The following is a 24,164-nucleotide window of genomic DNA, read 5'->3' on the forward strand; positions in this document are numbered from 1 at the left end:
CGACAGGGACCGGTGCATGGGCAGCAGTATGTCCGCCGTTCCTCGCGGGCACACCGCACTTCGCCGATCTTGTTCGGATCACGACCCAACGGCCGCCACCCGGCGCCGGCGTGCGCCGCCACGAACCCGCCCGCCGGGCTCGGCAGTGTCGGCAGGCCAGGGGGCCGGCAGGGCCTCGTAGCCCCCCAGCATGATCGCCGTGACCTTCGGCGCTTCCCTCCGCTCTCCCTCTGCTACGTCCATGCCTCCCTGAGCCGTGCGTAGGCCGCGGCGTTGGCCCTCGCGCGGTCCAGGGTGTCCAGGGCGGCCCCCAGTACCGGAGGGGCGGTGACTACCTGGGGGACCGCCGCGGGGGCGTGTTCGGAGAGCAGTTGGCCGACGCGGTCGTACAGGAGGGGGTGACGGGCCGCCAGGACACCGCCGCCGAGGACCACGGGCGCGGGTTCGGCGAGGAGGCCGAGGCGCCGCAGGGCGACGGCGGCCAGCAGGGCGATCTCCTCGGCCTGGCGGGCGACGAGGGCGCGTGCCACCGGGTCGCCGGAGGCCGCGACGGCGAAGAGGACGGGGGCGAGTTCATGACGACGGTGGTCGGCGATGTGGTGCAGGTGGAGTGCCTCGATCAGCTCCAGCACGGTGGTGAGGCCGAAGTGGGCGGGGAGGGCGCGGGCCAGTTCGGTCGGGTCGCCTCGGCCGTCCTCGGCACGGGCCGCGGCCCATAGCGCCTCCTCGGCGAGCTGGGTGCCGCCGCCCCAGTCGCCAGAGAGCCGGCCGAGGGCGGGGAAGCGGGCGGTGCCGCCGTCGTGCCCGAGCCCGACGCAGTTGATGCCGGCCCCGCACACCACGGCGACACCCACCGGGGGCGCGTCGTCCGGCAGTCCGGCCCGCAGCAGGGCGAAGGCGTCATTGCGTACGGAGACCGTGCGGGCCCAGCCGCGGCCGGCGATCTCATGGGTGAGGACGGTCTCCTCGACGGGGAGGTCGGCGTTGGCGAGGAAGGCGGAGAGGTGGTCGACCGGGCCGCTGCCGGTCGGTCCGCCGCGGGCCGGGCCGTCGCCGGTCGGCCAGGCCTGGGCAAGGGCGGATTCCACCAGCGGGGCCAGCACGTCGACCGCGCGGGCGGTGCCGACCACCGGCGGCCGGAAGCCACCGCCGCGCGCGGCGCCGAGCAGTCTGCCGTCGGCGGCCACGAGCGCCACATCGGTCTTGCTGTTGCCGGCGTCGACGGCGAGCGAGGTACCGGTCAGGCCCATGTGAGGTGCTCCCGGTTGTGTGCGATCAGCCGGTCGGTGAGCCGGTCCGCGGCGTCGGTCTGCCCGATGAGGGGGTGCGCGAGGAGGGCGGTGAACACCCGGTCCCGGCCGCCCTTGAGCGCCGCCTCCAGGGCCAGTTGCTCATAGGCGGTGACATGGGAGATCAGGCCGGTGTACAGCGGTTCGAGGGGGCGGGTGGGGAGGGGGGAGGGGCCGGAGGAGCCCACCCTCGCCGGCACCTCGATCACCGCGTCATCGGGCAGAAAGGGCAGGGTCCCGTCGTTGAAGGCATTGACGACCTGGACGTCACCGGTGTCACCCAGCAGGGAGGAGGTCAGCGCCACGGCCGCTTCGGAGTAGTAGGCGCCGCCGCGCCGGGACAGCAGCTCCGGCTTCTCGTCGAGGGCGGGGTCCGCGTAGAGGGTGAGGAGCCGGCGCTCGATGGCCGCGACCTCGGCGGCCCGGGACTGCCTGCCGCGCAACTCCTCCACCACCGCGTCATGTTGGTAGAAGTAGCGCAGGTAGTACGACGGGACGGTGCCCAGGCGGTCCAGGACCGTACGGGGCAGCCGCAGATCGGCGGCGAGGGTGTCGCCGTGGTCGGCGAGGAGCCGGGGGAGGACGTCCTCCCCGCCGATGCGTACGGACCGCTCCCAGGTGAGGTGGTTGAGGCCGATGTGCTCGAGTTCGACCTGGTCCGGGGTGACGCCGAGCAGCCCGGCGAACTTGCGCTGGAGGCCGATCGCCACATTGCACAGTCCGACGGCCCGGTGACCGTGGGTCAGCAGGGCGCGGGTGACGATGCCGACGGGGTTGGTGAAGTCGACGATCCAGGCTCCGGGGTTGCGGCGGCGTACCCGCTCGGCGATGTCCAGGACGACGGGGACGGTGCGCAGCGCCTTGGCGAGGCCGCCGGCGCCGGTGGTCTCCTGACCGACGCAGCCGCACTCCAGCGGCCAGGTCTCGTCCTGGTTGCGGGCGGCCTGGCCGCCGACGCGCAGTTGCAGCAGCACGGCGTCGGCGCCGTCGGTCCCGGCGTCGAGGTCGTCGGTCCAGGAGATCGTGCCCGGGTGGCCCTGCCGGGCGAAGATCCGCCGGGCCAGGCCGCCCACCCGTTCCAGCCGGTCCCGGGCCGGGTCGATCAGGACCAGTTCAGCGAGCGGCAGGACGTCACGCAACCGCGCGAAGCCGTCGATGAGTTCGGGGGTGTAGGTGGAGCCGCCGCCGACCACGGCGAGCTTGGTGCGCGGGAGCGCGCGGCGTCCTTCAGCGGACGGCAGCATACGCAATCAGCCCTTTCCTCCGGTGCGGGTGAGGCCTTCGACGAAGGCCTTCTGAGCGCGGCAGAAGACGGGGACGACCGGCGCCGTGACCAGCAGCGCGGTCGCCGTGGTGAGGTTCCGGGGGTTCCGGTCGGCGCTATGGGGCGCTCTTGCCGGACTCCAGCCCGTAGGAGACGGGACCCCGGCGCGTAGGACACAGGACCCCGGCCCGTGGGAGAAGGCGGCCAGGCGCACCTGGCCGGCGCTAACGCGGCAGCCGCTGCCAGTACCGCGGACATCCGGATGGGCGGGCGCGACATCGACACGGCGGGCTCTCCTTCTCGACGGGCCCCCTTTCGGCGGGTCCCCTTTTCGACGGTCTCCCTTGGCAGGGCTCCTTCTCGATGGGCCCCCTTTTCGACGGGAAGGGGACAACGGGAGCGCGCGGGTCAGCCCGAGGTGTCGAACACCGCATGGCGGGCGTCCGCCAGGGCCGTTCGCAGTGCGCCGGTGAGGACGGGGTCGCCGACGATTTCGCTGAGGCGCAGTTCGGGCCGGGGCAGGGCGAGCCCGGTGAACTCCGCCTCGACCAGGGCGCGCAGCGCCTCCCCGCCGGCCTGCGGCACCTTGCCGGAGAGCACCACCAGCCGCGGATCGACGACCGCGACCACGGCGGCCAGCCCGGTCGCCAGCCGCCGCGCGACCTCCTCCCGTACGTCGTCACGCGCCAGCGCCGCCTCGACCGTGTGCGCCTTGGTGGCCCCGTACTGCCGGGCCAGTTCGATGACGCTCGGGGAACCGACCAGCCGCTGGAAGCCGCCGCCGGCGTCCGGGCGCGCGGCGCTGCGGTCGCCGCCGCGCGCCAGCGGGGCGCCGGGCAGCGGCATATAGCCGATCTCGCCCGCGCCGCCGGTGGCCCCGCGCCGGAGCTGCCCGCCGAGCACGATCGCGGCGCCTACGCCCTCGTCCACCCACACGAGCACGAAGTCGTCGACGCCCTGCGCGGCCCCGTCGTACCGCTCGGCGACCGCCGCCAGGTTTACATCGTTCTCGATGGTGACCGGGGTGCCGAGCACCTGGGCCAGCTCCTGTTGCAGCGCCCGCGCGTGCCAGCCGGGCAGATGCGGGGCGTAGCGCAGCCGGCCGGTCTGCGGGTCCAGCGCACCGGGCGTGCCGATCACCATGCCGTGCAGCTGCTCGCGCCGCACCCTGCCCTTGGCCAGCGCCCCGTCGACGGCCCGGGCGACCGCTTCGGCCATCCGGTCCGGCAGGTCCTCGGCCACCGCACCGGTGTCGACCCGCTCCTCCCCGAGCACCTGCCCGGTGATGTCGGCGACCGCGGCGGTGACGCCCCCCTGGTCCACGGCCAGCGCCGCGACCTGCGCCGCCTCCGGGTTGATCTCGTACAGCCGCGCACTGGGCCCCGGCCGCCCGGTCACGCTGCCGGTCGTGCGCACCAGTCCGGCGGCCTCCAGCCGGGCCAGCAGCTGCGAGGCGGTCGGCTTGGACAGCCCGGTCAGCTCCCCGACCCGGGTGCGGGTCAGCGGGCCGCGCGACACCAGAAGATCGAGTGCGGCCCGGTCGTTCATGGCCCGCAACACTCTCGGCGTCCCCGGCGTCCCCGGCGTCCCCGGTGTCCCTGGTGTCCCCGGCGTCCCCCGCGTCCCCCGCGTTCCCTGCGGTCCCCGCCCACCGGCCATGCCCTCACCCCGTTCACCGGCGGCAGGCCACGACCACCAGCATCTGTTAACAAACTTTCCAATCGGCGCAAAGGAACGTAGGCCGCCCCGCGGGCCGCGTCAATGGCCCGCACACGGCGAGTCGCGCACCCCGGGGCCGCCGATCTCCTTGCGCGCCAGAAGTGGGGGCATAGGCTGCCGGCGCCGGGTGTATCCGTCCACCGCTGAGGGATCTGGGGTTTCGTGCTTGCGGAAATGTCGCGGGAAGAGATTCTGCAATGGCTGACCGAAAACGGCTGGAGTCCGGAGAGGCAAGTGGGGGAGCGGTGTGCGGAGTTCATCTCGGCGGCGGTGGAGGATTCGGTGGGAGAGGGATTCCCGGTCACCCCCTTCGAGACGGCGGAGAGCTTCCTCGCCTCCTTCGGCCTGCTGACCTTGGCGCACCCGACTGATTCCGAAAGCCGGCTGGTCATCAACCCCACCGGCGGCTACGAAGGCGATTTCGGCGAGATCGCGGAATTGTCGGAGGAGTTGAACCGGCGGCTGTTCCGGGTGGGATACGACCTGCCCGATGGCGGAATCATGCTGGTGGCTGAGGACGGCGGCTTCTATTGCCTCCATCATGCGGGGAGCTTCTCGCTCGGCAAAGGCGCATATGAGTTCTTCCGCAATTGGGTGAGGGGCGATCTGCGCAGCGTCTGAGCGATTTGCGAAGCGTCTGAGGGCTCGGCCTCTCCTGACCGGCCACGGGTTCTCGAATCGGCCCGGGTTCCGCCACCTCCCGAAGCGCGGGGTGCGGGCTGCCGGCGCCTCGCCGGCACGACCTGAGCAACGACACCTGAGCAACGACAGGGGGCGGACGCGAGGACTCTCGCATCCGCCCCCTGTCACCACGGGCTCTCTTCCTCTACCTTGCCCTGCTCTCCCGCCTGCCAGGCTCCGGGGCGGCGCCGCGGCGGGTCCGGGGAAGCGGCTACTTGCCCAGCTTCGGCGCCGCCAGCGGCTCCGCGGCCAGGGACTGGGGGGACGTCGGGTTGTTGAGGGCCGAGGGAGCCGCCACAGCGGCGCTGGGGTCGGCCGGGGACGGGCGCTCTTCCTCGTCCTCCGGGAGGGGACGCGGGGCCAGGTGGACACCGGCGGCGTCCAGGGCACGCTTGATCCGCCAACGCATCTCGCGCTCGACGCCGAGCGCCTTGCCGGGCATGGTCTTGGCCGCGACGCTGATGGTGACGGTGTCCAAGTGGACCTCGCTGAGGCCGAGGACCTCCACCGGCTCCCACAACTGCTCGTTCCACGGCTCGGCCTTGGACATCTCCTTGCCGGCGGCGGTGATGGTGTCGCGGGCCCGCTCCAGGTCCTGGTCGGCGGCGAGGACCACATCGACGACGGCGGTGGACCAGCCCTGGCTGAGGTTGCCGATCCGCTTGACCTCGCCGTTGCGGATGTACCAGATCGCGCCGTTGGGGCCGCGCAGCTTGGTGACGCGCAGGCCGACCTCGATGACCGTACCGGTGGCCACGCCCGCGTCGATCTCGTCGCCGACGCCGTACTGGTCCTCCAGGATCATGAAGACGCCGGAGAGGAAGTCGGTGACCAGGTTGCGGGCGCCGAAGCCGATCGCGACACCGGCGACACCGGCGCTCGCCAGCAGCGGGGCCAGGTTGATCTGGAGGACCGAGAGGACGGTCAGCGCCGCGGTGCCCATGATCACGAACGAGGCGACGCTGCGCAGCACCGAGCCGATGGCCTCCGAGCGCTGCCGGCGGCGCTCGGCGTTGACCAGCAGACCGCCCAGCGCGGTGCCCTGGGCGGCGGCCGCGGTGCGGTTCATCCGGTCGATGAGCTTGGTGATGGTGCGCCGGATCACATGGCGCAGCACCACCGCGATCACGATGATCAGCAAGATCTGCAGGCCGGACGTGAGCCACGTCCCCCAGTTCTCCTGAACCCAGCCGGCGGCGTTGGTGGCCTTCTCCGTGGCGTCGTCGAGCGAGGTCGAGCCGGTTGAACTGGGCGCGGTGGCGCTCAGGGGCGCGGCAGCGACCGGCGAAGCGGACCAGTACACAGTCGAACCTTCCGTGTGGGACAGCAGACCCGGACCCGAGTGGGACCCCCGGCGACCGGGCAGACCAACCACACTAACGGGGCAACAGGAACGGGTCGTGCCCATGTTCGAGGCGGGAGGTCCGCTGACGGCCGGAATGAGCCGTATCCGGCGGGAGGTGCGGGGGTGTGGTGGAAAACACCTCCGGCCCGTTACTCGGTCATGGTGGCGCTCCGACCAGGCACCGGGGGACACTGTGGGGAGATCGTCCCGGCGCGAGCCACGCGCCGCCGGCGTACAAGGAGGCACCCGTGCCGCATGTCCTGGTCCTCAACGCGTCGTACGAGCCGCTCGGCGTCGTACCGCTCCGCCGCGCGCTCATCCTCGTCCTCAATGAGAAGGCCGTCAGCCTTGAGGAATCCGGCGCCCTGATGCACAGCGCAACCCGTGTCGTCCCTGCTCCGAGCGTGGTCCGCTTGAAGCGGTTCGTGCGGGTGCCCTTTCGCGGCCCCGTGCCACTGACCCGCCGGGCACTGTTCGCCCGTGACGGCGGGCGCTGTATGTACTGCGGTGGCGTCGCAACCAGCGTCGACCACGTCATCCCGCGCAGCCGTGGAGGTCAGCACACCTGGGAGAACGTCGTCGCCGCGTGCCGGCGCTGCAACCACATCAAAGCGGACCGTCATGTCGCCGAGATCGGCTGGCGGCTGCGCCATCAACCCGCACCGCCGTCAGGTCTGGCCTGGCGGATCATCGGCACGGGCCATCGGGATCCGCGCTGGCTGCCGTACTTGCAGCCGTACGGCGCGGATGACGCCCTGGCCCGGATCGACGCCGTATCGGCGTAGACGGTCCGGGCTTTTTCGTATCTGCGGTTCCGGGCCGGTCCGGGCCCGGAGCGGCAGGAGGTGACGGCGGACGGCCCGTCGTCACCTCCTGCCGCTCACCGCTGCGCACGGCCGGGAGCCCACACCGAGGGCCTTCGACGGACTACGGAAGGCCCTGGCCGCTGCCCTGGGACCCCGTTCCCTGCCCGCCGGCCCCCTGCCCACGGTCATCGGCGCCCTTCCCGCGACCATCGGCCCCCTGCCCGCGGTCGTCAGCTCCGTTCCCGTGCCCGTTGCCCGTCCCGTTCCCGCGACCGTCGGCCGCCTGTCCACCGTCGTCGACCGCGTACGCCTCGACCGACCAGAGCGAGTACCCGAACCGCGTCGCCCGCTTCTCACCCTGGATGCGGACGAAGCGGACGTCCGGGGCGTCCATCCTGATCGACTCGCGGCCGCCCTTGCCGTTCCGCACCGTGGCGGCCGTGCGCCAGCTGCGGCCGTCCGGGGAGACCTCGATGCGGTAGCCGGCCGCGTAGGCGTCCTGCCAGGTCAGGACCAGCCGGCCGAGGTGGGTCGGGTGGGCCAGCGCGAACTGCAGCCAGGCGTGGTCGTCGGCGGGGGAGGACCAGCGGGTCCCCGGGTCGCCGTCGGTGGCCGCGGAGGCCGGGAAATCGGCGGTCTCGTCCCCGGAGGAGGTGGCCACGGTGCCGTGCGCCAGGTCCTTGCCGCCGGTGCGCGGATAGACCCGCACGGTCAGGGTGTGCGTCTCGTCGCCGAGGGACACTGGGATCCGATAGCTGCCGGAGGCGGCGTTCTCGGGGACGTCCACGGTGAGCGGGACCATCGCGGTGCCGCCGCGCGGGGCGGTGACCACCTTGGGGGCGTGCACGGTGAAGCCCTTGGGCGCCTTGACGGTGAGCCGCTCGCGGACGTCGCCCGGGCGGCGGGAGAAGATCCGGGCGTCGACCGAGGCACTGCCGCCGGTCTGTGCGTCGGACTCCGTGCGGGAGAGCTCCAGACCGGCCGCCGGGGTGTCCGCGAACCACGGCGTCAGGGCGTGGACGGACGGCGCGTCCACCCCGTCCGCCCAGGTCAGCCGGACCGCATCGGCGCGCAGCCGGGGCGTTGCGGCCTCCGTCCAGCCGGTCGGGGAGAGCTGGTCGAGGCGCCGCCAGCCCTCGCCGGGGACGTGCGCCTCCAGGGAGACCGCACCCGCGGACGGCCCTGGGTCGGTCAGCGCGGTGACCGCGGCCAGCGGGCGGGCCCGCTCGAAGGGGACGGTGATCGCGGCCCGGGCGGCGTCCCCGCCGGGCCGCGGGCTGCCGCCCCGGGCGCCGGTCCAGGCGTCGGCCTCGGTCATCGCCCGGTCCAGGAACGGGGTCAGCACCCCGCGGCCGACCGTCGCCGGGCTCCGCCCGATCTCCTTGCGCAGCCGCTGCACCGCCCGCTGGGCCGTCCAGGCGGCGTCCCCGTCGTCCTTCGCCTGGGCCATCAGCGTGTCCACGGCCTGCTCGCCGGCCCGGCCGTAGCGGGCCAGCTGCTCGGCCCAGGGCCGGATTTCGGCGGACAGCTCGGTTCCGAGGCCGTCGGGAGCGGTGCTCATGGTGTGGAAGGCGGCGCGCAGCGCCCGGGCGGCCTTGGCGTAGTCCTCGTCCCGGCCCGGCCGGCCGCCGTTGACCGCCGCCTCGCGGGTCTGCCAGAAGCGCTCGATCAGCGGCTGCAGATAGCCCGATTCCCGGCGGTTGAGCAGCGAGGAGGAGGCGTTGCCGGCGAGCGCGCGGAGCGCGGCGCGGGAGCCGGGGTCACCGCCCGCCAGGTCGTCGATCGCCGCGCTCCAGGACTCCGCCGGGCGGTAGTCGCGCGGGTTCCAGGCGTAGTCGGCGGCGGTGAACAGCGGGATGCGGGAGGCGAGCGGCTGCTCCATGGCGTTGGCGAGCAGCGCCGCCGACCCAGTGGCGACGGCCGGCTCCCGGCCGCGGTAGGGGCCAAGGAAGATCCGGTCCTGGGCGTAGTCGTTGACCGGGTAGTTGTCCATGGTCACCAGCGGGTGGCCGAACGCCTGGCGGGCGGTGGCGAGTTCGGAGCCGGTGATGGTGCGCGGCACCACCCCCACGCCCGTCCAGGCCACCTCGACCCGGTCCCCCAGCGCATCGGCGAGCGCACGGCGGTACGCGGTCGAGCCGTCCTGGTAGTACTCGGTCGGCATCAGCGACAGCGGCCCGGCCTCCGGATGCCGCTCGCGGAGGTGCTCGGCGAGCGCGTTGGCGACCCGGGCCTGCGCCTTGGCGGCGGCCTCCGGACCGGTGCCGAAGGTGTCCTCGTCGTCGCCGCAGTGCCACTCGTCGTAGCTGACGTCCTGGAACTGCAGCTGGAAGGAGCGCACGCCCAGCGCCCACATCGCGTCCACCTTGCGCCGCAGCGCCCGCAGGTCGTCCTGGGACGAGAAGCACATCGCCTGCCCGGGGGCGAGCGCCCAGCCGAGCGTGACGTGGTTGGCGCGGGCCCGCTCGGCCAGCGCCCGGAAGTCGGCGCGCTGCTCGGCCGGGTAGGGGTCGCGCCACCGGGCCTGGCGGTAGGGGTCGTCGCCGGGGGCGTAGAGGTAGCGGTTCTGCTTGGTGCGGCCCATGAAGTCGAGCTGGGCCAGGCGCTGGGCGCGGGTCCAGGGCTGGCCGAAGAAGCCCTCAGTGGTGCCGCGCACGGCCGTGCCGGGCCAGTCCCGCACGGTGACCGACGCCAGTTGCCGGCCGCCGCCCGGGGCGTCGGTGACCAGCTGCCGCAGGGTCTGCGCGGCGTGGAAGAGGCCGTCCGGGCCGACGCCGGACAGGGCGACGGTGTCCCGCCCGTCGGCCCGGCCCACGGCCAGCCGGTAGCCGCCGGTGGGCAGGTCGCCGCGGCCCGGGGCGCCCAGCGCCCGCAGGGCGTCCTCGGCCGGCTCGCCGCCGACCAGGATCACCGGGCCGGTCCGGGGCGGCCGGTCGCCGGGGGCCTGCTCCCGGACGGTGCGCACCCCGGCGTCGCGGAGCAGGCCGCGCAGCACGTCCAGTGCGTAGGGGTCGGTGCCGGGCGCCGCGACCAGGGTCGCCCCGTGCTCCAGCGGGACGGCGTCGCCGAGCTCCCGCAGTGACTGGGGGCGCGGCCAGACGGCGGGTACCCGGCCGCTGTCGACCCGGTCCGGCCGGTCCGGGCGGTCGGGGCTGCCGATGGCGGGGTCGGCGGGCGCCGCCTGGGCGCCGGGCGCCCCGCCCAGCAGGCTTCCAATGACCGCGGCGGCCAGCGCGGTGGTGCCCGCAACCCGGGCACGGGTGCCCGCCCCTGTCCTGCCGTTCCTACCGACTCTTGTGACGCCCCACACGCCCCGGCCTCGCACGGCTGCTCCTCGTCCCCATCCCGCTGCTCGCCGGCTCTGCGCCGGCAACCCCTTTTTCCCCTGTTCCCCGCCGATGTCCCCTCGGACAGCTCCTGGGCGGTGAGCCCACCATTGTGGCGGTGAGGGTGTCAACCGGGCGAGAGTGGGGGCCCGGAGGGCCGGATATGTGCGGGTTGTTGCCGGTGCCCGGGGTGGTCCGGCCGAGGGGTGCGGTGCCGCAGAACTTCCGCCGCGCGGCCCTGCTCCGCCGCGATCTTCGCGCCCTGTGGTGTCCCGAGCAGTGAAATCGCCTGCGTCGGGGATAATGTGAGGTGGGTCACGTTTCGCGAGGAGACACGTCTGCGATTGCTTCGAGCGGGTAGGGCCCCCGTTGTCCCATTGCCGATGAACGGGAGGCCTTCGTGGCCGCATCCGCTCAGCTGCTCCTCGACGCTCTGTCCTCCAAACCGGGAGGTGCGACGGTGGAGAGTGATCTGTTCGACGGGGTGTCCGACCCCGATTCCGGCCTCGACGGCTCCGGCTCCTTCTGCTTCGTCGAGCCGCCCCTGACCAGCGAGCCCCCGCTCGCCGACGCCGCCCCGCTGACCAGCGAGGTCCCGATCGCCGCCGAGCTGCCGCTGACCAGCGAGCCCACAGCCGCCGGCCTGGGGACGGAGTCCATGGAGGTCTGACGGCCCATGGGGCGTGCGCGGCTCGCCCGGTTGCACGGCATCGCCACTTCGTACGAGCCGGCACCGGGCAGAAGTGTCCACATCACCGATGACACCGTCGTTGCCGTGCTCGCCGCGCTGGGCGTCGACGCCTCGACCCCGGACGCCGTACGCGCCGCCCTGGCCGCTCACGACGACGGTCCCGGCCGCCCCTTGCTGCCGCCCACCGTCGTCGCCCGCGCGAGCCGGCCGCCCGGCCTCGACGGGCTCCCCGCGGGCACCGTCCTGCGGGTGGAGACCGAGGACGGACGGACCGACGAGATCCCCGCCGGTCCGGCGGGGGCGAGCGCCGCGGCGCTCGCCCGGTTACCCCTGGGCATCCACACCCTGTCCGCGCTGACCCCCGACGGCCGCGCCGCCCACGCCCGGCTGATCGTCGCGCCCGACCGGGTGCCCGCACCGCCCGGCCGCAGCCACGGCTTCCTGGTGCAGCTGTACTCCCTGCTGTCCCGGCAGTCCTGGGGCATGGGCGACCTCGGGGACCTCGCCGACCTCGCCGCCTGGGCCGGACGCGCCCTGGGCACCGGCTTCATCCAGCTCAACCCGCTGCACGCGGCCGTCCCCGGCCCGCCCACCGACCCCTCCCCCTACCGCCCCTCCTCACGCCGCTTCCCCGACCCGGTCCACCTGCGGATCGAGCTGATCCCCGAGTACACCCGGCTGACCGGTGCCGACCGGGAGCGCGCCGACGAGCTGGCCGCCCGCGCCCACGCCCTGCGCGCCGGAGTGCTCGAAGCGGGCGCCCTGATCGACCGGGACGCGGTCTGGGCCCTGAAGCGGGAGGCCCTGGAGCTGCTGGTGGCAGTCCCGCTCGGCCCCGGCCGCCGGGCCGCGTACTGCGACTTCCTCGCCGAGCACGGCCAAGCTCTGGAGGACCACGCCACCTGGTGCGCCCTCGCCGAGCGGCACGGCCCCGACTGGCGCCGCTGGCCCGAGGCGCTGCGCGATCCCCGGTCCGCCGACACCGCCCGGCAGCGAGCCCGGCTGATGGACCGGATCGACTTCCACTGCCGGCTCGCCTGGCTCACCGACCAGCAGCTGGCCGCCGCGCAGCACACCGCCCGGGAAGCCGGGATGGCCGTCGGGCTGGTGCATGACCTCGCCGTGGGGGTGCACCCCTCGGGCGCCGACACCTGGGCGCAGCAGGGCGCCTTCGCCGCCGGGATGTCCATCGGCGCCCCGCCGGACGTCTTCAACGCCCGGGGGCAGGACTGGGGCCTGCCGCCGTGGCGCCCGGACGCGCTGGCCGCCGCGGGCTACGCCCCGTACCGGGAGCTGCTGCGCGGCCTGCTGCGGCACGCCGGCGCGCTGCGCATCGACCATGCGATGGGCCTGTTCCGGCTGTGGTGGGTCCCCGAGGGCCGGCCGCCGACCGAGGGCGCCTACGTCCGCTACGACGGTGAGGCGATGCTCTCGGTGCTCGCCCTGGAGGCGCACCGTGCCGGCGCCGCGGTGATCGGTGAGGACCTGGGCACCGTGGAGCCCGGGATGCGTGAGGCGCTCGCCGCGCGGGGGGTGCTGGGCACCTCGGTGCTGTGGTTCGAGCGGGACTACGGCAACGGGGCGGGGGAGGCGGACGGGCCGGCCCCGGCCGACGGCGCCGCACTCGGTGTCCCGGCCGACGGCGCCGCACCCGGTGTCCCGGCCGATGGTGAGGCCCCCGGGCGGGCCCGGATCCTCGCCCCCGACGAGTGGCGCAGCGCCTGCCTGGCCACCGTCACCACCCACGATCTGCCGTCCACCGCCGCCCGGCTGACCGGCGAGGACGTCGCACTGCGCGAGCGGCTCGGGTTGCTCGACGGCTCGCCGGAGCGCGAGCGGTCCCGCGCCCGCTACGAACTCGCCGAATGGCTGCGGGAGTTGACCCGGCGCGGGCTGCTGCCGGAGGGCGCGGGCGATGAGGAGGCGGCGGTCCGGGCGGTGCACCGCTTCCTGCTGCGCACCCCGGCGCGGTTGGTCGGCGTCTGGCTGCCCGACGCGGTGGGGGACCGCCGCCCGCAGAACCTCCCCGGGACCTGGGAGGAGTACCCCAACTGGCGGCTTCCGATCGCCGGCCCCGACGGGCGCCCGCAGACCCTTGAGGAGCTGGCCGCCTCGCCCCGCCTGCACGCGCTGATGCGCGAGCTGTCCCTCGGGGCCGGCTGAAAGCCGGGGCGCGAGCCGTCCCGTCACGACGTGCCGCACCACGGTCGCCCGCACCGCAGCGGGGTCGGCGGCCGATGCACCACCCCGGGCGCGCGGGGCGAGGGGGCGTCCGATACGTTGACTTCGTGAGCAACAAGGTCAATAAGAATGTCCTGCGCGCCGGAACCATCACCGCCGGCACCGCGCTGATGCTGCTGATGTCGTCCCCCGCGTTTGCGCTCACCCGCGACGATGGTGACGACCCGGGTCCGGGTCTGAGCGTGATCGAGACGCTCGGCCTCTATGTCGTCGCCCCCATCGTGCTCTTCCTGGTCATCGCCGGACTGGTCATCATGACCGACAAGTCCCGCAAGCAGGGCGAGTCTCAGGGCTGAGTCCCCCAGCCCGGCCGCCGGCCGGGCCGCCCGTCAACCGGGCAACCAGAACCGCCACAAGGGCGCCCCTCGGTGACAAGACCGAGGGGCGCCCTTTGTCGTACCCGGCTATTTCCGCAGATGAAAAAGGGGTTGCGAGGTCGCTATCGCGCGATTTTCGGCTGGTTTGAGGGGGCGGAGCGTTTAACCGGCCCTAACCTACGATGACGTAACCTACGGAGCCGTAGGTCAAACCTACGGGTCCGTAGGTCATCGTCCCCCAGGAGTTCCCCCGTGACCATCGCCCCCGCCCACCGCACCGGAGAGCGCGGCCAGACCGCCTGGAGCGACGCCCAGCTGCTCCACGCCCTCGAAGAGGTCGTTGAGAAGGAACTCAACCGGCACCTGAAGGTCGCCAAGGAGTGGATGCCCCACGAGTACGTGCCGTGGAGCGACGGGCGGAACTTCCCCGGCGCCCTCGACGGCGACGCCTGGGCCCCCGAGCAGTCCAAGGTCAGCGACATCGCCCGGGTCTCCCTGGTGGTCAACCTCCTCACCGAGGACAACCTCCCCAGCTACCACCACGAAATAGCGTCCCTCTTCGGGCGGGACGGGGCCTGGGGCACCTGGGTCCACCGCTGGACCGCGGAGGAGGGCCGGCACGGCATCGTGATGCGCGACTACCTGCTCACCAGCCGCGCCGTCGACCCCGACGAGCTGGAGCGGTTCCGCATGGCCCACATGTCGGAGGGCTTCGAGTCCGACAACGGGCACAGCATGCTGCACTCGGTGGCGTACGTCGCCTTCCAGGAGCTCGCCACCCGGATCTCGCACCGCAACACCGGCCACCACTCGGGCGACCCGGTCTGCGACCGGATGCTGGCCCGGATCGCGGCGGACGAGAACCTCCACATGCTCTTCTACCGCAACCTCCTCTCCGCGGCCTTCGAGCTGGCCCCGGACCAGACCATGGGCGCGGTCCGCGACGTGGTCACCAACTTCCGGATGCCCGGCCACGGCATGCCCGGCTTCGAGCGGGCCGCCGCCCGGATGGCGCTCGGCGGGATCTACAACCTCCGCATCCACCACGACGACGTGCTGCAGCCGGTGCTGCGCTTCCTCAAGGTGCTGGAGATCGGCGGCCTGGGGCCGTCCGGCCTGGCGGCGCAGGAGGAGCTCGGGCTCTACATGAGCGGCCTGGACAGCCAGGCCCGCAAGTTCGACGAGCGGCAGGCGGCCATCCTCGCCCGCCGCCAGGCCCGCCGCTGACGGTCCTCGAACGGCGCGGCCGCCGCACCGCCGGGCGCACCGTCCCGGCCGGTGCGGCGCCGTGTGCGGCCCGGGCGGCCGGCGCCGGCTGCGTACGCTGCCGGCATGGCCGACTGGGACATCAAGAAGCTGCGGATCCTGCGCACCCTGAAGGAGCTGGGCACGGTCACCGCGACCGCCGAGGCGCTGCACATGACGCCCTCGGCGGTCTCCCAGCAGCTGACCGGGCTGGCCAGGGCGCTGGGGGTGACGCTCCTGGAGGCGCACGGCCGCCGGGTGCGGCTGACCGACGCCGCGCAGCTGGTGCTGCGGCACGCCGATGCGGTCTTCGCCCAGCTGGAACGGGCGGACGCGGAGCTGCTCGGCTACCTCCAGGGGGAGGTCGGCGAGGTCCGGGTCGGCGCGTTCTCCACCGCGATCCCCGCGCTGGTGGTGCCCGCCGTCCAGGAGCTGCGCGGCAGCCATCCGGGCCTCTCGGTCGCCGTCCGCGAGGCGGAGGCGGAGGCCGCGTACGAACTGCTGGCGGAGGGCAGCGTCGATCTGGCGCTGTCGCTGGCGGCACACGCCCCCACGCCCCGCGACCCCCGGTTCAGCCGGGTCTCGCTGCTCGCCGATCCGCTGGACGTGGCGCTGCCGGCCGGCCATCCGCTGGCCGCCGAGCCCGGGCTGCGGCTGGCCGACCTGGCGGGCGAGCCCTGGATCTTCGGCAGCAGCGGACCCTGGTCACAGATCACCACCGCCGCCTGTGAGAGCGCCGGCTTCGTGCCCGAGCAGGCGCACGCCGCTGCCGACTGGAGCGCGATCTGGGCGATGGTGGCGGCCGGGATGGGGGTGGCACTGGTGCCCCGGATGGCCCGGGCGGGCGGTATCGGGGTGCTCGGGCGGGCGCGGGGCGGCGACGCGGTGGCGGTGCGGGTGCTGCACGCCGACCAGCCGCGCCGCCATGTGGTGGCCGCCGTACGGCGCGGCTCCGAGGGGGCGCCGGGGCGGTCCCGGGTGCTGGCCGCGCTCCGGCACGCGGCGGCGGCCCAGGCGCGGGCGGACGCACCCCCACAGCCCGGCCCGGACACCACCGGGTGACGGGGGTCGGGCGGGCGGCGACCATTCAGTTCTGCTGAACATAAAGTCCAAGAACTTTCGATGGACCTGTGGTGTGGTCCGCTGCGACGGTGGAGGCGTCCACACCACCCGAACCGTCGAAGGGCAGAGATGGCCACCCCAGCCGCCGACTCCACCGACCCGCACGCCAACGACGCCCGTCCGTACGCGGGCGGGGACCCCTACGCCGACTACCGCGGCGGGGACTTCCCCTTCACCTCGCTCGTCGACCTCGCCGACCGCCGCTTCGGCGCCGGGGTGCTCGCCGCGAACGACGAGTTCTTCGCCGAGCGGGAGAACCTGCTGACGCCGGGGCCGGCGGTCTTCGACCCCGAGCGCTTCGGCCACAAGGGCAAGATCATGGACGGCTGGGAGACCCGGCGCCGCCGCGGCGCCGACGGGGACCACCCCTTCCCGACCGACGACGAGCACGACTGGGCGCTGATCCGCCTCGCCGCCCCCGGCGTGATCCGCGGCATCGTCGTCGACACCGCCCATTTCCGCGGCAACTACCCGCAGCAGGTCACTGTCGAGGCGACCGCGCTGCCCGGCAGCCCGGGCCCCGATGACCTCCTCGCCGACGACGTGACCTGGGAGGAGCTGGTGCCGCGCACGCCCGTCCGCGGCCACGCCGCCAACGGCTTCGAGGTCACCGCCGAGCGCCGGTTCACCCACCTCCGCCTCAAGCAGCACCCCGACGGTGGGATAGCCCGCCTCCGGGTCCACGGCGACGTGGTGCCGGACCCGGAGTGGCTCGATGCGCTCGGCACCGTCGACCTGGCCTCGGTGCTGCACGGCGGCACCGTCGAGGACGCCTCCGACCGCTTCTACTCCTCGCCCACCCAGATCATCCAGCCCGACCTGTCCCGCAAGATGGACGACGGCTGGGAGAACCGCCGGCGCCGGGTGAAGGGCACCCACGACTGGGTGCGCTTCCGCCTCGCCGCACAGGGCGAGATCCGCGCGGTGGAGATCGACACCGCCTACCTCAAGGGCAACTCCGCGGGCTGGGCGGCGCTGTACGGCTGCGACGCGGAGTCCGCCGACCCCGCGGACGCGTCGGCGTGGTTCGAGATCCTGCCGCGCACCAAGCTGCAGCCCGACACCCCGCACCGCTTCGTGCTGCCGCGCCGGGTCACCGCCACCCATGTGCGGCTGGACGTCTTCCCCGACGGCGGGCTCGCCCGGATGCGGCTGCACGGCGACCTCACCGAGACCGGCCGGGCCGCCCTCGTCCGCCGCTTCGACGAGCTCAGCGGCTGAGCCGTCCCCCGCCCTGCGGCCACCGGGCCCGCCAGGTAGCGCAACGGCTCCCGCTCACCGGGCGTTTCCCCGTCCGACAGCGCAACGGGCGCCCGTACACCCGGCGTTTCCCTCGCCGTGGTGCAACGGGCGCCCGTCTGAGGGGCGTTACCGGTGTGCGGCTACTGTGCCGCGCCGGCCGCGGCGTCCGCCGCCTGGGCCTTCAGCGCCCGCTCGATGCCGGCCCGGGACTCCGTGACCAGCCGGCGCAGCGCCGCGCTCGGCGCGGCCGCGGCCAGCCAGGCGTCCGTAGCGTCCAGCGTCTCCTGGGCCACCTGCAGCGCCGGGTAGAGGCCGACCGCGATCTGCTGGGCCATCTCGTGGCTACGGGAGTCCCAGATGGCCTTCACCGCGTCGAAGTACTTCGCGGTGTACGGCGCCAGCAGCTCCCGCTGGTCGGTCTGTACGAAGCCGCCGATGACGGCCTCCTGCACGGCGTTGGGGAGCTGGTCGGACTCCACGACCGACGCCCAGGCCTCGGTCTTCGCCTCGGTGGTCGGCCGTGCCGCGCGAGCCGTCGCGGCGTGCCGCTCGCCCGCGGACGTCCGGTCCCGCTCCAGCTCTGCCGCGATGGCCTTCTCGTCGGCCCGTCCGGTGGCGGCCAGCCGCTGCACCAGCGACCAGCGCAGCTCGGTGTCGACGGCCAGGCCGGGGATCTCCTGAGTGCCGTCCAGCAGGCCCTGCAGCAGGTCCAGCTGGTCGCCGGTGCGGGCCGCGGCGGCGAACGCCCGGGCCCACGCCAGCTGGTGGTCGCTGCCCGGCTCGGCGTCCCGCAGGTGCGACAGCGTCGCCTCGGTCCAGGTGGACAGCCCCGTCTCGCGCCACTCCGGTGCCGCGTACAGGTCCAGCGCCACCTTCACCTGGCGGTGCAGCGACTGCACCACGCCGATGTCGGACTCCTTGCCGATGCCCGACAGGACCAGCGACAGGTAGTCCCGGGTGGCCAGTTCGCCGTCCCGGGTCATGTCCCAGGCCGACGCCCACGACAGCGCGCGCGGCAGCGACGCGGTGAAGTCCCCGAGGTGCTCGGTGACGACCTTCAGCGACTCCTCGTCCAGGCGGACCTTGGCGTACGACAGGTCGTCGTCGTTGAGCAGGATGACGGCCGGCCGCGGCTTGCCCGCCAGCTGCGGTACCGCGGTCAGTTCCTCGTCCACGTCCAGCTCGTACCGCTCGGTGCGGACCAGCTTGCCGTCCTGGAGGTCGTAGGCGCCGATGGCGATGCGGTGCGGCCGCAGCACCGGCTCGCCCTGGGCGCCGGCCGGCAGCGCCGGGGCCTCCTGCCGGACCGCGAACGAGGTGATCACGCCCTCCGCGTCCACCTCGATCTCCGGCCGCAGGATGTTGATCCCAGCGGTCTGCAGCCACTTCTTCGACCAGGTCGACAGGTCACGGCCGGAGGTCTCCTCCAGCGCACCCAGCAGGTCGCTCAGCTGGGTGTTCCCGTAGGCGTGCCGCTTGAAGTAGGCCTGGACGCCGGTGAAGAACTCCTCCATGCCCACGTACGCGACCAGCTGCTTGAGCACGCTGGCGCCCTTGGCGTACGTGATGCCGTCGAAGTTCACCAGTACGTCGTCGAGATCGCGGATCTCAGCCATGATCGGGTGGGTGGACGGCAGCTGGTCCTGCCGGTAGGCCCAGGTCTTCATGGAGTTGGCGAACGTGGTCCACGAGTGCGGCCACTTCGAGCCCGGGGCGTAGGCCTGGCAGGCGATCGAGGTGTAGGTGGCGAACGACTCGTTCAGCCACAGGTCGTTCCACCACTCCATGGTGACCAGGTCGCCGAACCACATGTGCGCCAGCTCGTGCAGGATCGTCTCCGCCCGCACCTCGTACGCCGCGTCGGTCACCTTCGACCGGAACACGTACTGGTCGCGGATGGTCACCGCGCCGGCGTTCTCCATCGCGCCGGCGTTGAACTCCGGCACGAACAGCTGGTCGTACTTGGCGAAGGGGTAGGCGTAGTCGAACTTCTCCTGGAACCAGTCGAAGCCCTGCCGGGTGACCTCGAAGATCTCCTCGGCGTCCAGGTGCTCGGCCAGCGAGGGACGGCAGTAGATGCCCAGCGGCACCGTCCGCCCGTCCTTCTCGTAGGTGCTGTGCACGCTGTGGTACGGGCCCACGATCAGCGCGGTGACGTACGTTGAGATCCGCGGGGTGGGCTCGAACCGCCAGATGGTGCCGGCCGGCTCGGGCGTCGGGGAGTTGGAGATCACGGTCCAGCCCTCGGGGGCCTTCACGGTGAACTGGAACGTCGCCTTCAGGTCCGGCTGCTCGAACGAGGCGAACACCCGCCGGGCGTCCGGTACCTCGAACTGCGTGTAGAGGTAGGCCTGCTGGTCCACCGGGTCCACGAACCGGTGCAGCCCCTCGCCGGTGTTGGTGTACGCGCAGTCCGCGACGACCGTCAGCTCATTGCGGCCGGCCACCAGCCCGGGCAGCGCGATCCGCGAGTCCTGGAACACCTCCGCCGGGTCCAGTGCCGCGCCGTTGAGGACGACCTCGTGCACGGCCGGCGCCACCAGATCGATGAAGGAGTCACCCGCCTCGGCGGATTCGAAGCGCACCGTGGTCGCGGACCGGTACGTGCCTCCCTCCTGGGCGCCGGAGAGGTCGAGATCGATCTCGTACGCGTCCACGGTCAGCAGCCGCGCCCGCTGCTGCGCCTCTTCGCGGGTCAGATTCGTGCCAGGCACCCGTTCATCTCCTTCACATGGATCAACGCATTTGGCTCTTCGGCCATCCTTCCACGCGGCCTTGGGGGAGGGGGATGCCCGGAGGGCGGAGATCGGTGTCCGCTCTGCGGACGGGAGGCCGGCTCACCACTCGTGGACCGCAACGTCCGTTTACCGCCAGCACCGCGGCGCCCCGCGGCCGAGGCTGGGACCATGACGATGACGACCTACAGCCCGACACACCGCCCCCTGGCCATCCCGCCGGCCGCCCTGAAGGAGCTGCGCGACACCGACGACGCCGGCCGCCCCATCGAGCCGTACACCGCGCGCGAGGACGGGGTGCCGATGGACTGCGTCGGCAGCCTGCTGCGCTGCTGCCTGCGGGACATCCGCCCTGGTGAGCGGGTGGCGCTGGTCTCGTACGCGCCGTTGCGGCGCTGGGCGGCGGAGACCGGGGCGCGGCCGGGGGCCTACGACGAGCAGGGACCGGTGTTCGTCCACGCCGAGGAGTGCGGGGGGCCGGACGGGGCCGAGGGGTACCCCTTCGCCGGGCCGGGGGCGCTGCGGATGCTGCGGCGCTACAACGCCGACGGGCAGATCATCGGCGGGCGGCTCTTCGAGGTCCCCGAGGCCCCGGAAAGCGCCGGGGAGGCCTTCGACGCGGCCCTGGACGAGGCGTTCAGCGACCCGCGGGTGAAGCTGGTGCACATCCGGGCCGTGGAGTACGGCTGCTTCCACTTCGAGGTCCGGGGGGACTGACCGGCTCCGAGGGCTGACCGGCTTCCGGGGACCGGCCGGTTTCCGGGCCCTGACCGGCTTCAGGGGACCGGCCGGCTCCGGAGGGACGGAACATCTCCAGGGGCGACGGGCGTACAGGCCGGCTGGTGCGGGGGACCGGCCGGCTCGGGGCGCCGGAAACGGACGGGTGCCCGCGCGGAGGGTGAGGACTCCGTGCGGGCACCCGTCGTGGTGCCGCGGGGCGGTCAGCCGCGCAGCTCCGCCGCGACCAGCTCCGCGATCTGCACGGCGTTCAGCGCCGCGCCCTTGCGGAGGTTGTCGTTGGACAGGAACAGCGACAGGCCGTTCTCGACGGTCTCGTCGTTGCGGATGCGGCCCACGAAGGAGGCGTCCTGGCCGGCGGCCTGGAGCGGGGTGGGGACCTCGGAGAGGGTGACGCCGGGGGCGCCGGCCAGCAGCTCCTGCGCCCGGGCGGGGCTGATCGGACGCGCGAAGCGGGCGTTGACCTGGAGCGAGTGGCCGGTGAAGACCGGGACGCGGACGCAGGTGCCGGACACCTTCAGCTCCGGGATCTCCAGGATCTTGCGGCTCTCGTGGCGGAGCTTCTGCTCCTCGTCGGTCTCGCCCAGGCCGTCGTCGACGATCGAGCCGGCCATCGGCAGCACGTTGAAGGCGATCGGGCGGACGTACTTGTCCGGCTCGGGGAACTCCACGGCCGCGCCGTCGTGCGTCAGCTTGGTGGCGTCCTGCTCGACGGCCTTGCGGACCTGGCCGTCCAGCTCCTCCACACCGGCCAGACCGCTGCCGGAGACCGCCTGGTAGGTGGCGACGACCAGCGAGACCAGGCCGGCCTCGTCGTGCAGCGGGCGCAGCACCGGCATGGCGGCCATGGTCGTGCAGTTCGGGTTGGCGATGATGCCCTTGGGGCGGTCGGTGATCGCCGACGGGTTGACCTCGGAGACGACCAGCGGGACCTGGGGGTCGCGGCGCCAGGCCGAGGAGTTGTCGATCACCACGGGGCCCGCGGCGGCGACCTTCTCCGCCAGCGCCTTGGAGGTCGCGCCGCCGGCCGAGAAGATCACGATGTCCAGGCCGGAGTAGTCGGCGGTGGCCGCGTCCTCGACGGTGATCTCGGTGTCCTGCCACGGCAGCGTCCGTCCGGCGGACCGGGCCGAAGCGAACAGCCGCAGCTGCTCGACCGGGAAGTTCCGCTCGGCGAGGATGCCCCGCACCACGCCGCCGACCTGTCCGGTGGCTCCGACGATTCCGACCCTCATGGGACTCCTTCTTTCTGGCCTGACATGGGTGTCTGCTCAGAACACCTGCTCAGTAGTCCCTCCATCATGTGTGTGACACCCGTCGCCTTGTCCAATCCATTCCATTCTGTGGAGGGACGCACGCCGCGACGGATGCGGAGGGTGATGCTCCTCTTACGTGTGGTGTTCCGGGTACCCCGAGGGGTGAACGCGCGGTGACGGTGGGTCGCACCCCCGGGCAGGGTTCGGTGACCGCCCGGTAACCGGCAGATCCCTGTGCGGTGATGGGTTCCCGGCGTTGCGGCGGAGTTCACGCACAGGTCACTCCCGGTGCCAACCATCGCTGGTGACAGGGCAGTTGTGCTGCCCGGACGCCGTCGTGTTCGCACTCGGGGAGCCTCGCGTATGTCCCGTATCCGGTCCGCCGCCCCTCTCGACCGCCGTACGTTCCTCACCGCCACCGGTGCCGTCGGCGCCGCCACCGGGCTCGGGCTCGCCTTCGGCGTCGGCCCGGGCCGGCCGGCCGAGGCGGCCACCGTCGCCCCCGGTCCGGCCCCGGCCGCCCCGGTGTCCGTCGACGCCCCCGCGGTGCCCCGGGTGCCGTACACCAAGGGCACCACCCTCGGCAGCGTCTCCACCCCGCGCGGCAGCGCGGGCTACCGGCGGCTCGCCGACGGCCCGGCCTGGGACCGGGTGGTCCGCGCCGAGCTGGCCGCCGCGCACGGCGGGCGGGAGCGGCGGCGCACCGCGCTGGCGTCGTTCGTGCAGTTCACCGACCTGCACCTGGTCGATGTGCAGAGCCCGCTGCGGTACGAGTACCTGCGCGCCGAGACCGCGAGCGCCTGGCGGCCCCAGGAGGCCCTGTCGGTCGCCGGCGTGGTCTCGCTGATCGAGCGGGTCAACGCGCTCCCCGGAGGGCCCGCCACCGGCGCCCCGCTGTCCTTCGTGATGACCACCGGCGACAACACCGACAACAACTCCAAGCTGGAGCTGGAGTGGTTCCTCACCGCGATGAGCGGCGGCCGGATCACCCCCAACTCCGGCGACCCGCGCCGCTACGAGGGCGTCCAGGACAGCGGGCTGAACCTGTACTGGCAACCGGACAGTGCCCTGCGCGACGCCGACAAGAAGCGCGGCTTCCCGCAGCTGCACGGCTTCCTGGAGGCGGCGATCCGCACCGTCCACAGCCCGGGGCTGCACCTGCCCTGGTACTCCACGGTCGGCAACCACGACTCGCTGCCCGGCGGCTGCTACGCCCCCGGCGACCCGTACTTCACCGAGATCGCCACCGGCGGGCACAAGCTGGAGACCCTGCCGGCCGCCGAGGCCGCGAAGGTCTGGAAGGCGGTCAAGGACGGCCTCGACCCCAAGGGCGCGGACTTCAAGCGGCTGCTGAAGAGCCACGCCAAGCAGGCCAGGCGGGTCACCCCGGACGAGCGCCGGGCCCCCTTCACCCGCGCCGAGTACCTGCGCGCCCACCTCGACCCGGCGCACACCGGCCCCGGCCCGCACGGCCACGGCTACACCGCGGCGAACCTCGCGGAGAACCGCCTCTACTACACCTTCCGGATCTCCGACGACGTGCTGGGCATCAGCCTGGACACCACCGACCCCGGCGGCCACTACACCGGCTCCGTCGGCGAGGCCCAGCTGCGCTGGCTGGAGCGGACGCTGAAGGCGAACGAGAAGGGCGAGAAGGCGCATGTGCTGGTCTTCAGCCACCACACCAGCAAGACCATGAACAACACCAACCCCGACCCGGCCCACCCGCACGAGAAGCGGCACGGCGGTCCGGAGCTGGTCGAGCTGCTGTCCGCCCACCCCAGCGTCGTCGGCTGGATCAACGGCCACAGCCACAAGAACGACATCACCCCGCACGGCAGCTTCTGGGAGGTCTCCACCGCCTCGCACATCGACTTCCCGCAGCTGGCCCGGGTCATCGAGCTGGTGGACAACCACGACGGCACGCTGTCCCTGATCACGACCCTGGTCGAGTCGGCCGCCCCGCACCGCACGGACTTCACCGACCTCTCCCAGACCGGACTGGCCGCCCTCTACCGCGAGCTCTCCTACAACGCCCCCGAGGCCCGCACGGACCTGGCCGGCACCGCCCGGGACCGCAACGTCGAACTCCTCCTCAAGCGGCACTGACCCACCGGGCGGGGCGACGCCGGGCCGCGAAGGGCCAG

General features: G+C 73.3%; 17 protein-coding genes and 1 pseudogene. 10 read left to right on the forward strand and 8 right to left on the reverse strand.

Translation table 11 applies throughout. The annotated features are described in order from the left end of the window. Nucleotides 1-233 precede the first annotated feature (233 nt). From AB0G84_RS00685 to AB0G84_RS00700, 4 genes and pseudogenes are all read right to left on the reverse strand, one after another. Nucleotides 234-1,250, reverse strand: a complete 1,017-nt coding sequence (locus tag AB0G84_RS00685; protein WP_361313473.1) for a BadF/BadG/BcrA/BcrD ATPase family protein — start codon at nt 1,248-1,250, stop codon at nt 234-236. Beyond that, nucleotides 1,241-2,533 (reverse strand): 6-phospho-beta-glucosidase, encoded by a 1,293-nt coding sequence (locus tag AB0G84_RS00690; protein WP_361313476.1) that lies wholly within the window; start codon nt 2,531-2,533, stop codon nt 1,241-1,243. The genes AB0G84_RS00685 and AB0G84_RS00690 overlap by 10 nt, the downstream gene beginning before the upstream one ends. 6 nt (nt 2,534-2,539) lie before the next feature. Beyond that, nucleotides 2,540-2,718: pseudogene (locus AB0G84_RS00695) on the reverse strand (carbohydrate ABC transporter permease); the annotation flags it as partial. A 243-nt stretch (nt 2,719-2,961) separates the two neighbouring features. Continuing rightward, complete coding sequence (locus tag AB0G84_RS00700) at nt 2,962-4,101, reverse strand: ROK family transcriptional regulator (RefSeq protein WP_361313479.1); 1,140 nt, start codon at nt 4,099-4,101, stop codon at nt 2,962-2,964. 333 nt (nt 4,102-4,434) lie between these two features. On the opposite strand from AB0G84_RS00700, the gene AB0G84_RS00705 reads away from it, so the two are divergent. Further along, the gene (locus AB0G84_RS00705) at nt 4,435-4,893 is read left to right on the forward strand and encodes an SUKH-3 domain-containing protein (protein ID WP_361313482.1); all 459 of its coding nucleotides are present in this window, start codon (nt 4,435-4,437) and stop codon (nt 4,891-4,893) included. Nucleotides 4,894-5,164: 271 nt separating this feature from the next. On the opposite strand, the gene AB0G84_RS00710 is transcribed toward AB0G84_RS00705, so the two are convergent. Beyond that, nucleotides 5,165-6,256: a mechanosensitive ion channel family protein gene (locus AB0G84_RS00710; RefSeq protein ID WP_361313485.1), complete on the reverse strand. Its 1,092-nt coding sequence runs from the start codon at nt 6,254-6,256 to the stop codon at nt 5,165-5,167. Nucleotides 6,257-6,546: 290 nt separating this feature from the next. On the opposite strand from AB0G84_RS00710, the gene AB0G84_RS00715 reads away from it, so the two are divergent. Further along, on the forward strand, nt 6,547-7,083 hold the full coding sequence (locus AB0G84_RS00715; protein ID WP_361313488.1) for an HNH endonuclease: 537 nt from the start codon (nt 6,547-6,549) through the stop codon (nt 7,081-7,083). 142 nt (nt 7,084-7,225) lie between these two features. Here AB0G84_RS00715 and AB0G84_RS00720 read toward each other — a convergent pair whose 3' ends face one another. Next, nucleotides 7,226-10,336 carry a beta-N-acetylglucosaminidase domain-containing protein gene (locus AB0G84_RS00720; protein ID WP_361315026.1) on the reverse strand — a complete coding sequence of 1,037 codons (3,111 nt, stop codon included), beginning with the start codon at nt 10,334-10,336 and terminating at the stop codon, nt 7,226-7,228. A 494-nt stretch (nt 10,337-10,830) separates the two neighbouring features. Here AB0G84_RS00720 and AB0G84_RS00725 point away from each other — a divergent pair, with 494 nt between their 5' ends. From AB0G84_RS00725 to alc, 6 genes are all read left to right on the forward strand, one after another. Continuing rightward, a complete protein-coding gene (locus tag AB0G84_RS00725; RefSeq protein ID WP_361313491.1) occupies nt 10,831-11,100 on the forward strand; it encodes a hypothetical protein in 270 nt (89 codons plus the stop codon). Nucleotides 11,101-11,106: 6 nt separating this feature from the next. After that, nucleotides 11,107-13,284, forward strand: coding sequence for a 4-alpha-glucanotransferase (malQ, locus tag AB0G84_RS00730; RefSeq protein ID WP_361313494.1), 2,178 nt, complete (start codon nt 11,107-11,109; stop codon nt 13,282-13,284). Nucleotides 13,285-13,409: 125 nt separating this feature from the next. Continuing rightward, nucleotides 13,410-13,658 (forward strand): hypothetical protein, encoded by a 249-nt coding sequence (locus AB0G84_RS00735; RefSeq protein WP_361313497.1) that lies wholly within the window; start codon nt 13,410-13,412, stop codon nt 13,656-13,658. 273 nt (nt 13,659-13,931) lie between these two features. Then, on the forward strand, nt 13,932-14,906 hold the full coding sequence (locus AB0G84_RS00740; protein WP_361313500.1) for an acyl-ACP desaturase: 975 nt from the start codon (nt 13,932-13,934) through the stop codon (nt 14,904-14,906). A gap of 105 nt (nt 14,907-15,011) precedes the next feature. Further along, complete coding sequence (locus AB0G84_RS00745; RefSeq protein ID WP_361313503.1) at nt 15,012-15,986, forward strand: LysR family transcriptional regulator; 975 nt, start codon at nt 15,012-15,014, stop codon at nt 15,984-15,986. Between the two features lie 129 nt (nt 15,987-16,115). Further along, nucleotides 16,116-17,267, forward strand: coding sequence for an allantoicase (gene alc, locus AB0G84_RS00750; protein WP_361313506.1), 1,152 nt, complete (start codon nt 16,116-16,118; stop codon nt 17,265-17,267). A gap of 161 nt (nt 17,268-17,428) precedes the next feature. Here alc and pepN read toward each other — a convergent pair whose 3' ends face one another. Further along, nucleotides 17,429-20,002, reverse strand: a complete 2,574-nt coding sequence (gene pepN, locus AB0G84_RS00755) for an aminopeptidase N (protein ID WP_361313508.1) — start codon at nt 20,000-20,002, stop codon at nt 17,429-17,431. Between the two features lie 198 nt (nt 20,003-20,200). Between pepN and AB0G84_RS00760 the strand changes: the two genes are divergently transcribed. After that, nucleotides 20,201-20,740, forward strand: a complete 540-nt coding sequence (locus AB0G84_RS00760) for a DUF1203 domain-containing protein (RefSeq protein ID WP_361315028.1) — start codon at nt 20,201-20,203, stop codon at nt 20,738-20,740. 224 nt (nt 20,741-20,964) lie between these two features. Here AB0G84_RS00760 and AB0G84_RS00765 read toward each other — a convergent pair whose 3' ends face one another. Then, nucleotides 20,965-21,996: an aspartate-semialdehyde dehydrogenase gene (locus AB0G84_RS00765; protein ID WP_361313511.1), complete on the reverse strand. Its 1,032-nt coding sequence runs from the start codon at nt 21,994-21,996 to the stop codon at nt 20,965-20,967. Between the two features lie 384 nt (nt 21,997-22,380). Between AB0G84_RS00765 and AB0G84_RS00770 the strand changes: the two genes are divergently transcribed. Beyond that, nucleotides 22,381-24,126, forward strand: coding sequence for a TIGR03767 family metallophosphoesterase (locus AB0G84_RS00770; RefSeq protein ID WP_361313514.1), 1,746 nt, complete (start codon nt 22,381-22,383; stop codon nt 24,124-24,126). Nucleotides 24,127-24,164 lie beyond the last annotated feature (38 nt).

Origin of the sequence: Streptomyces sp. NPDC020742, from assembly GCF_040641675.1 — a bacterium.
Classification (GTDB): Bacteria; Actinomycetota; Actinomycetes; order Streptomycetales; family Streptomycetaceae; genus Streptomyces.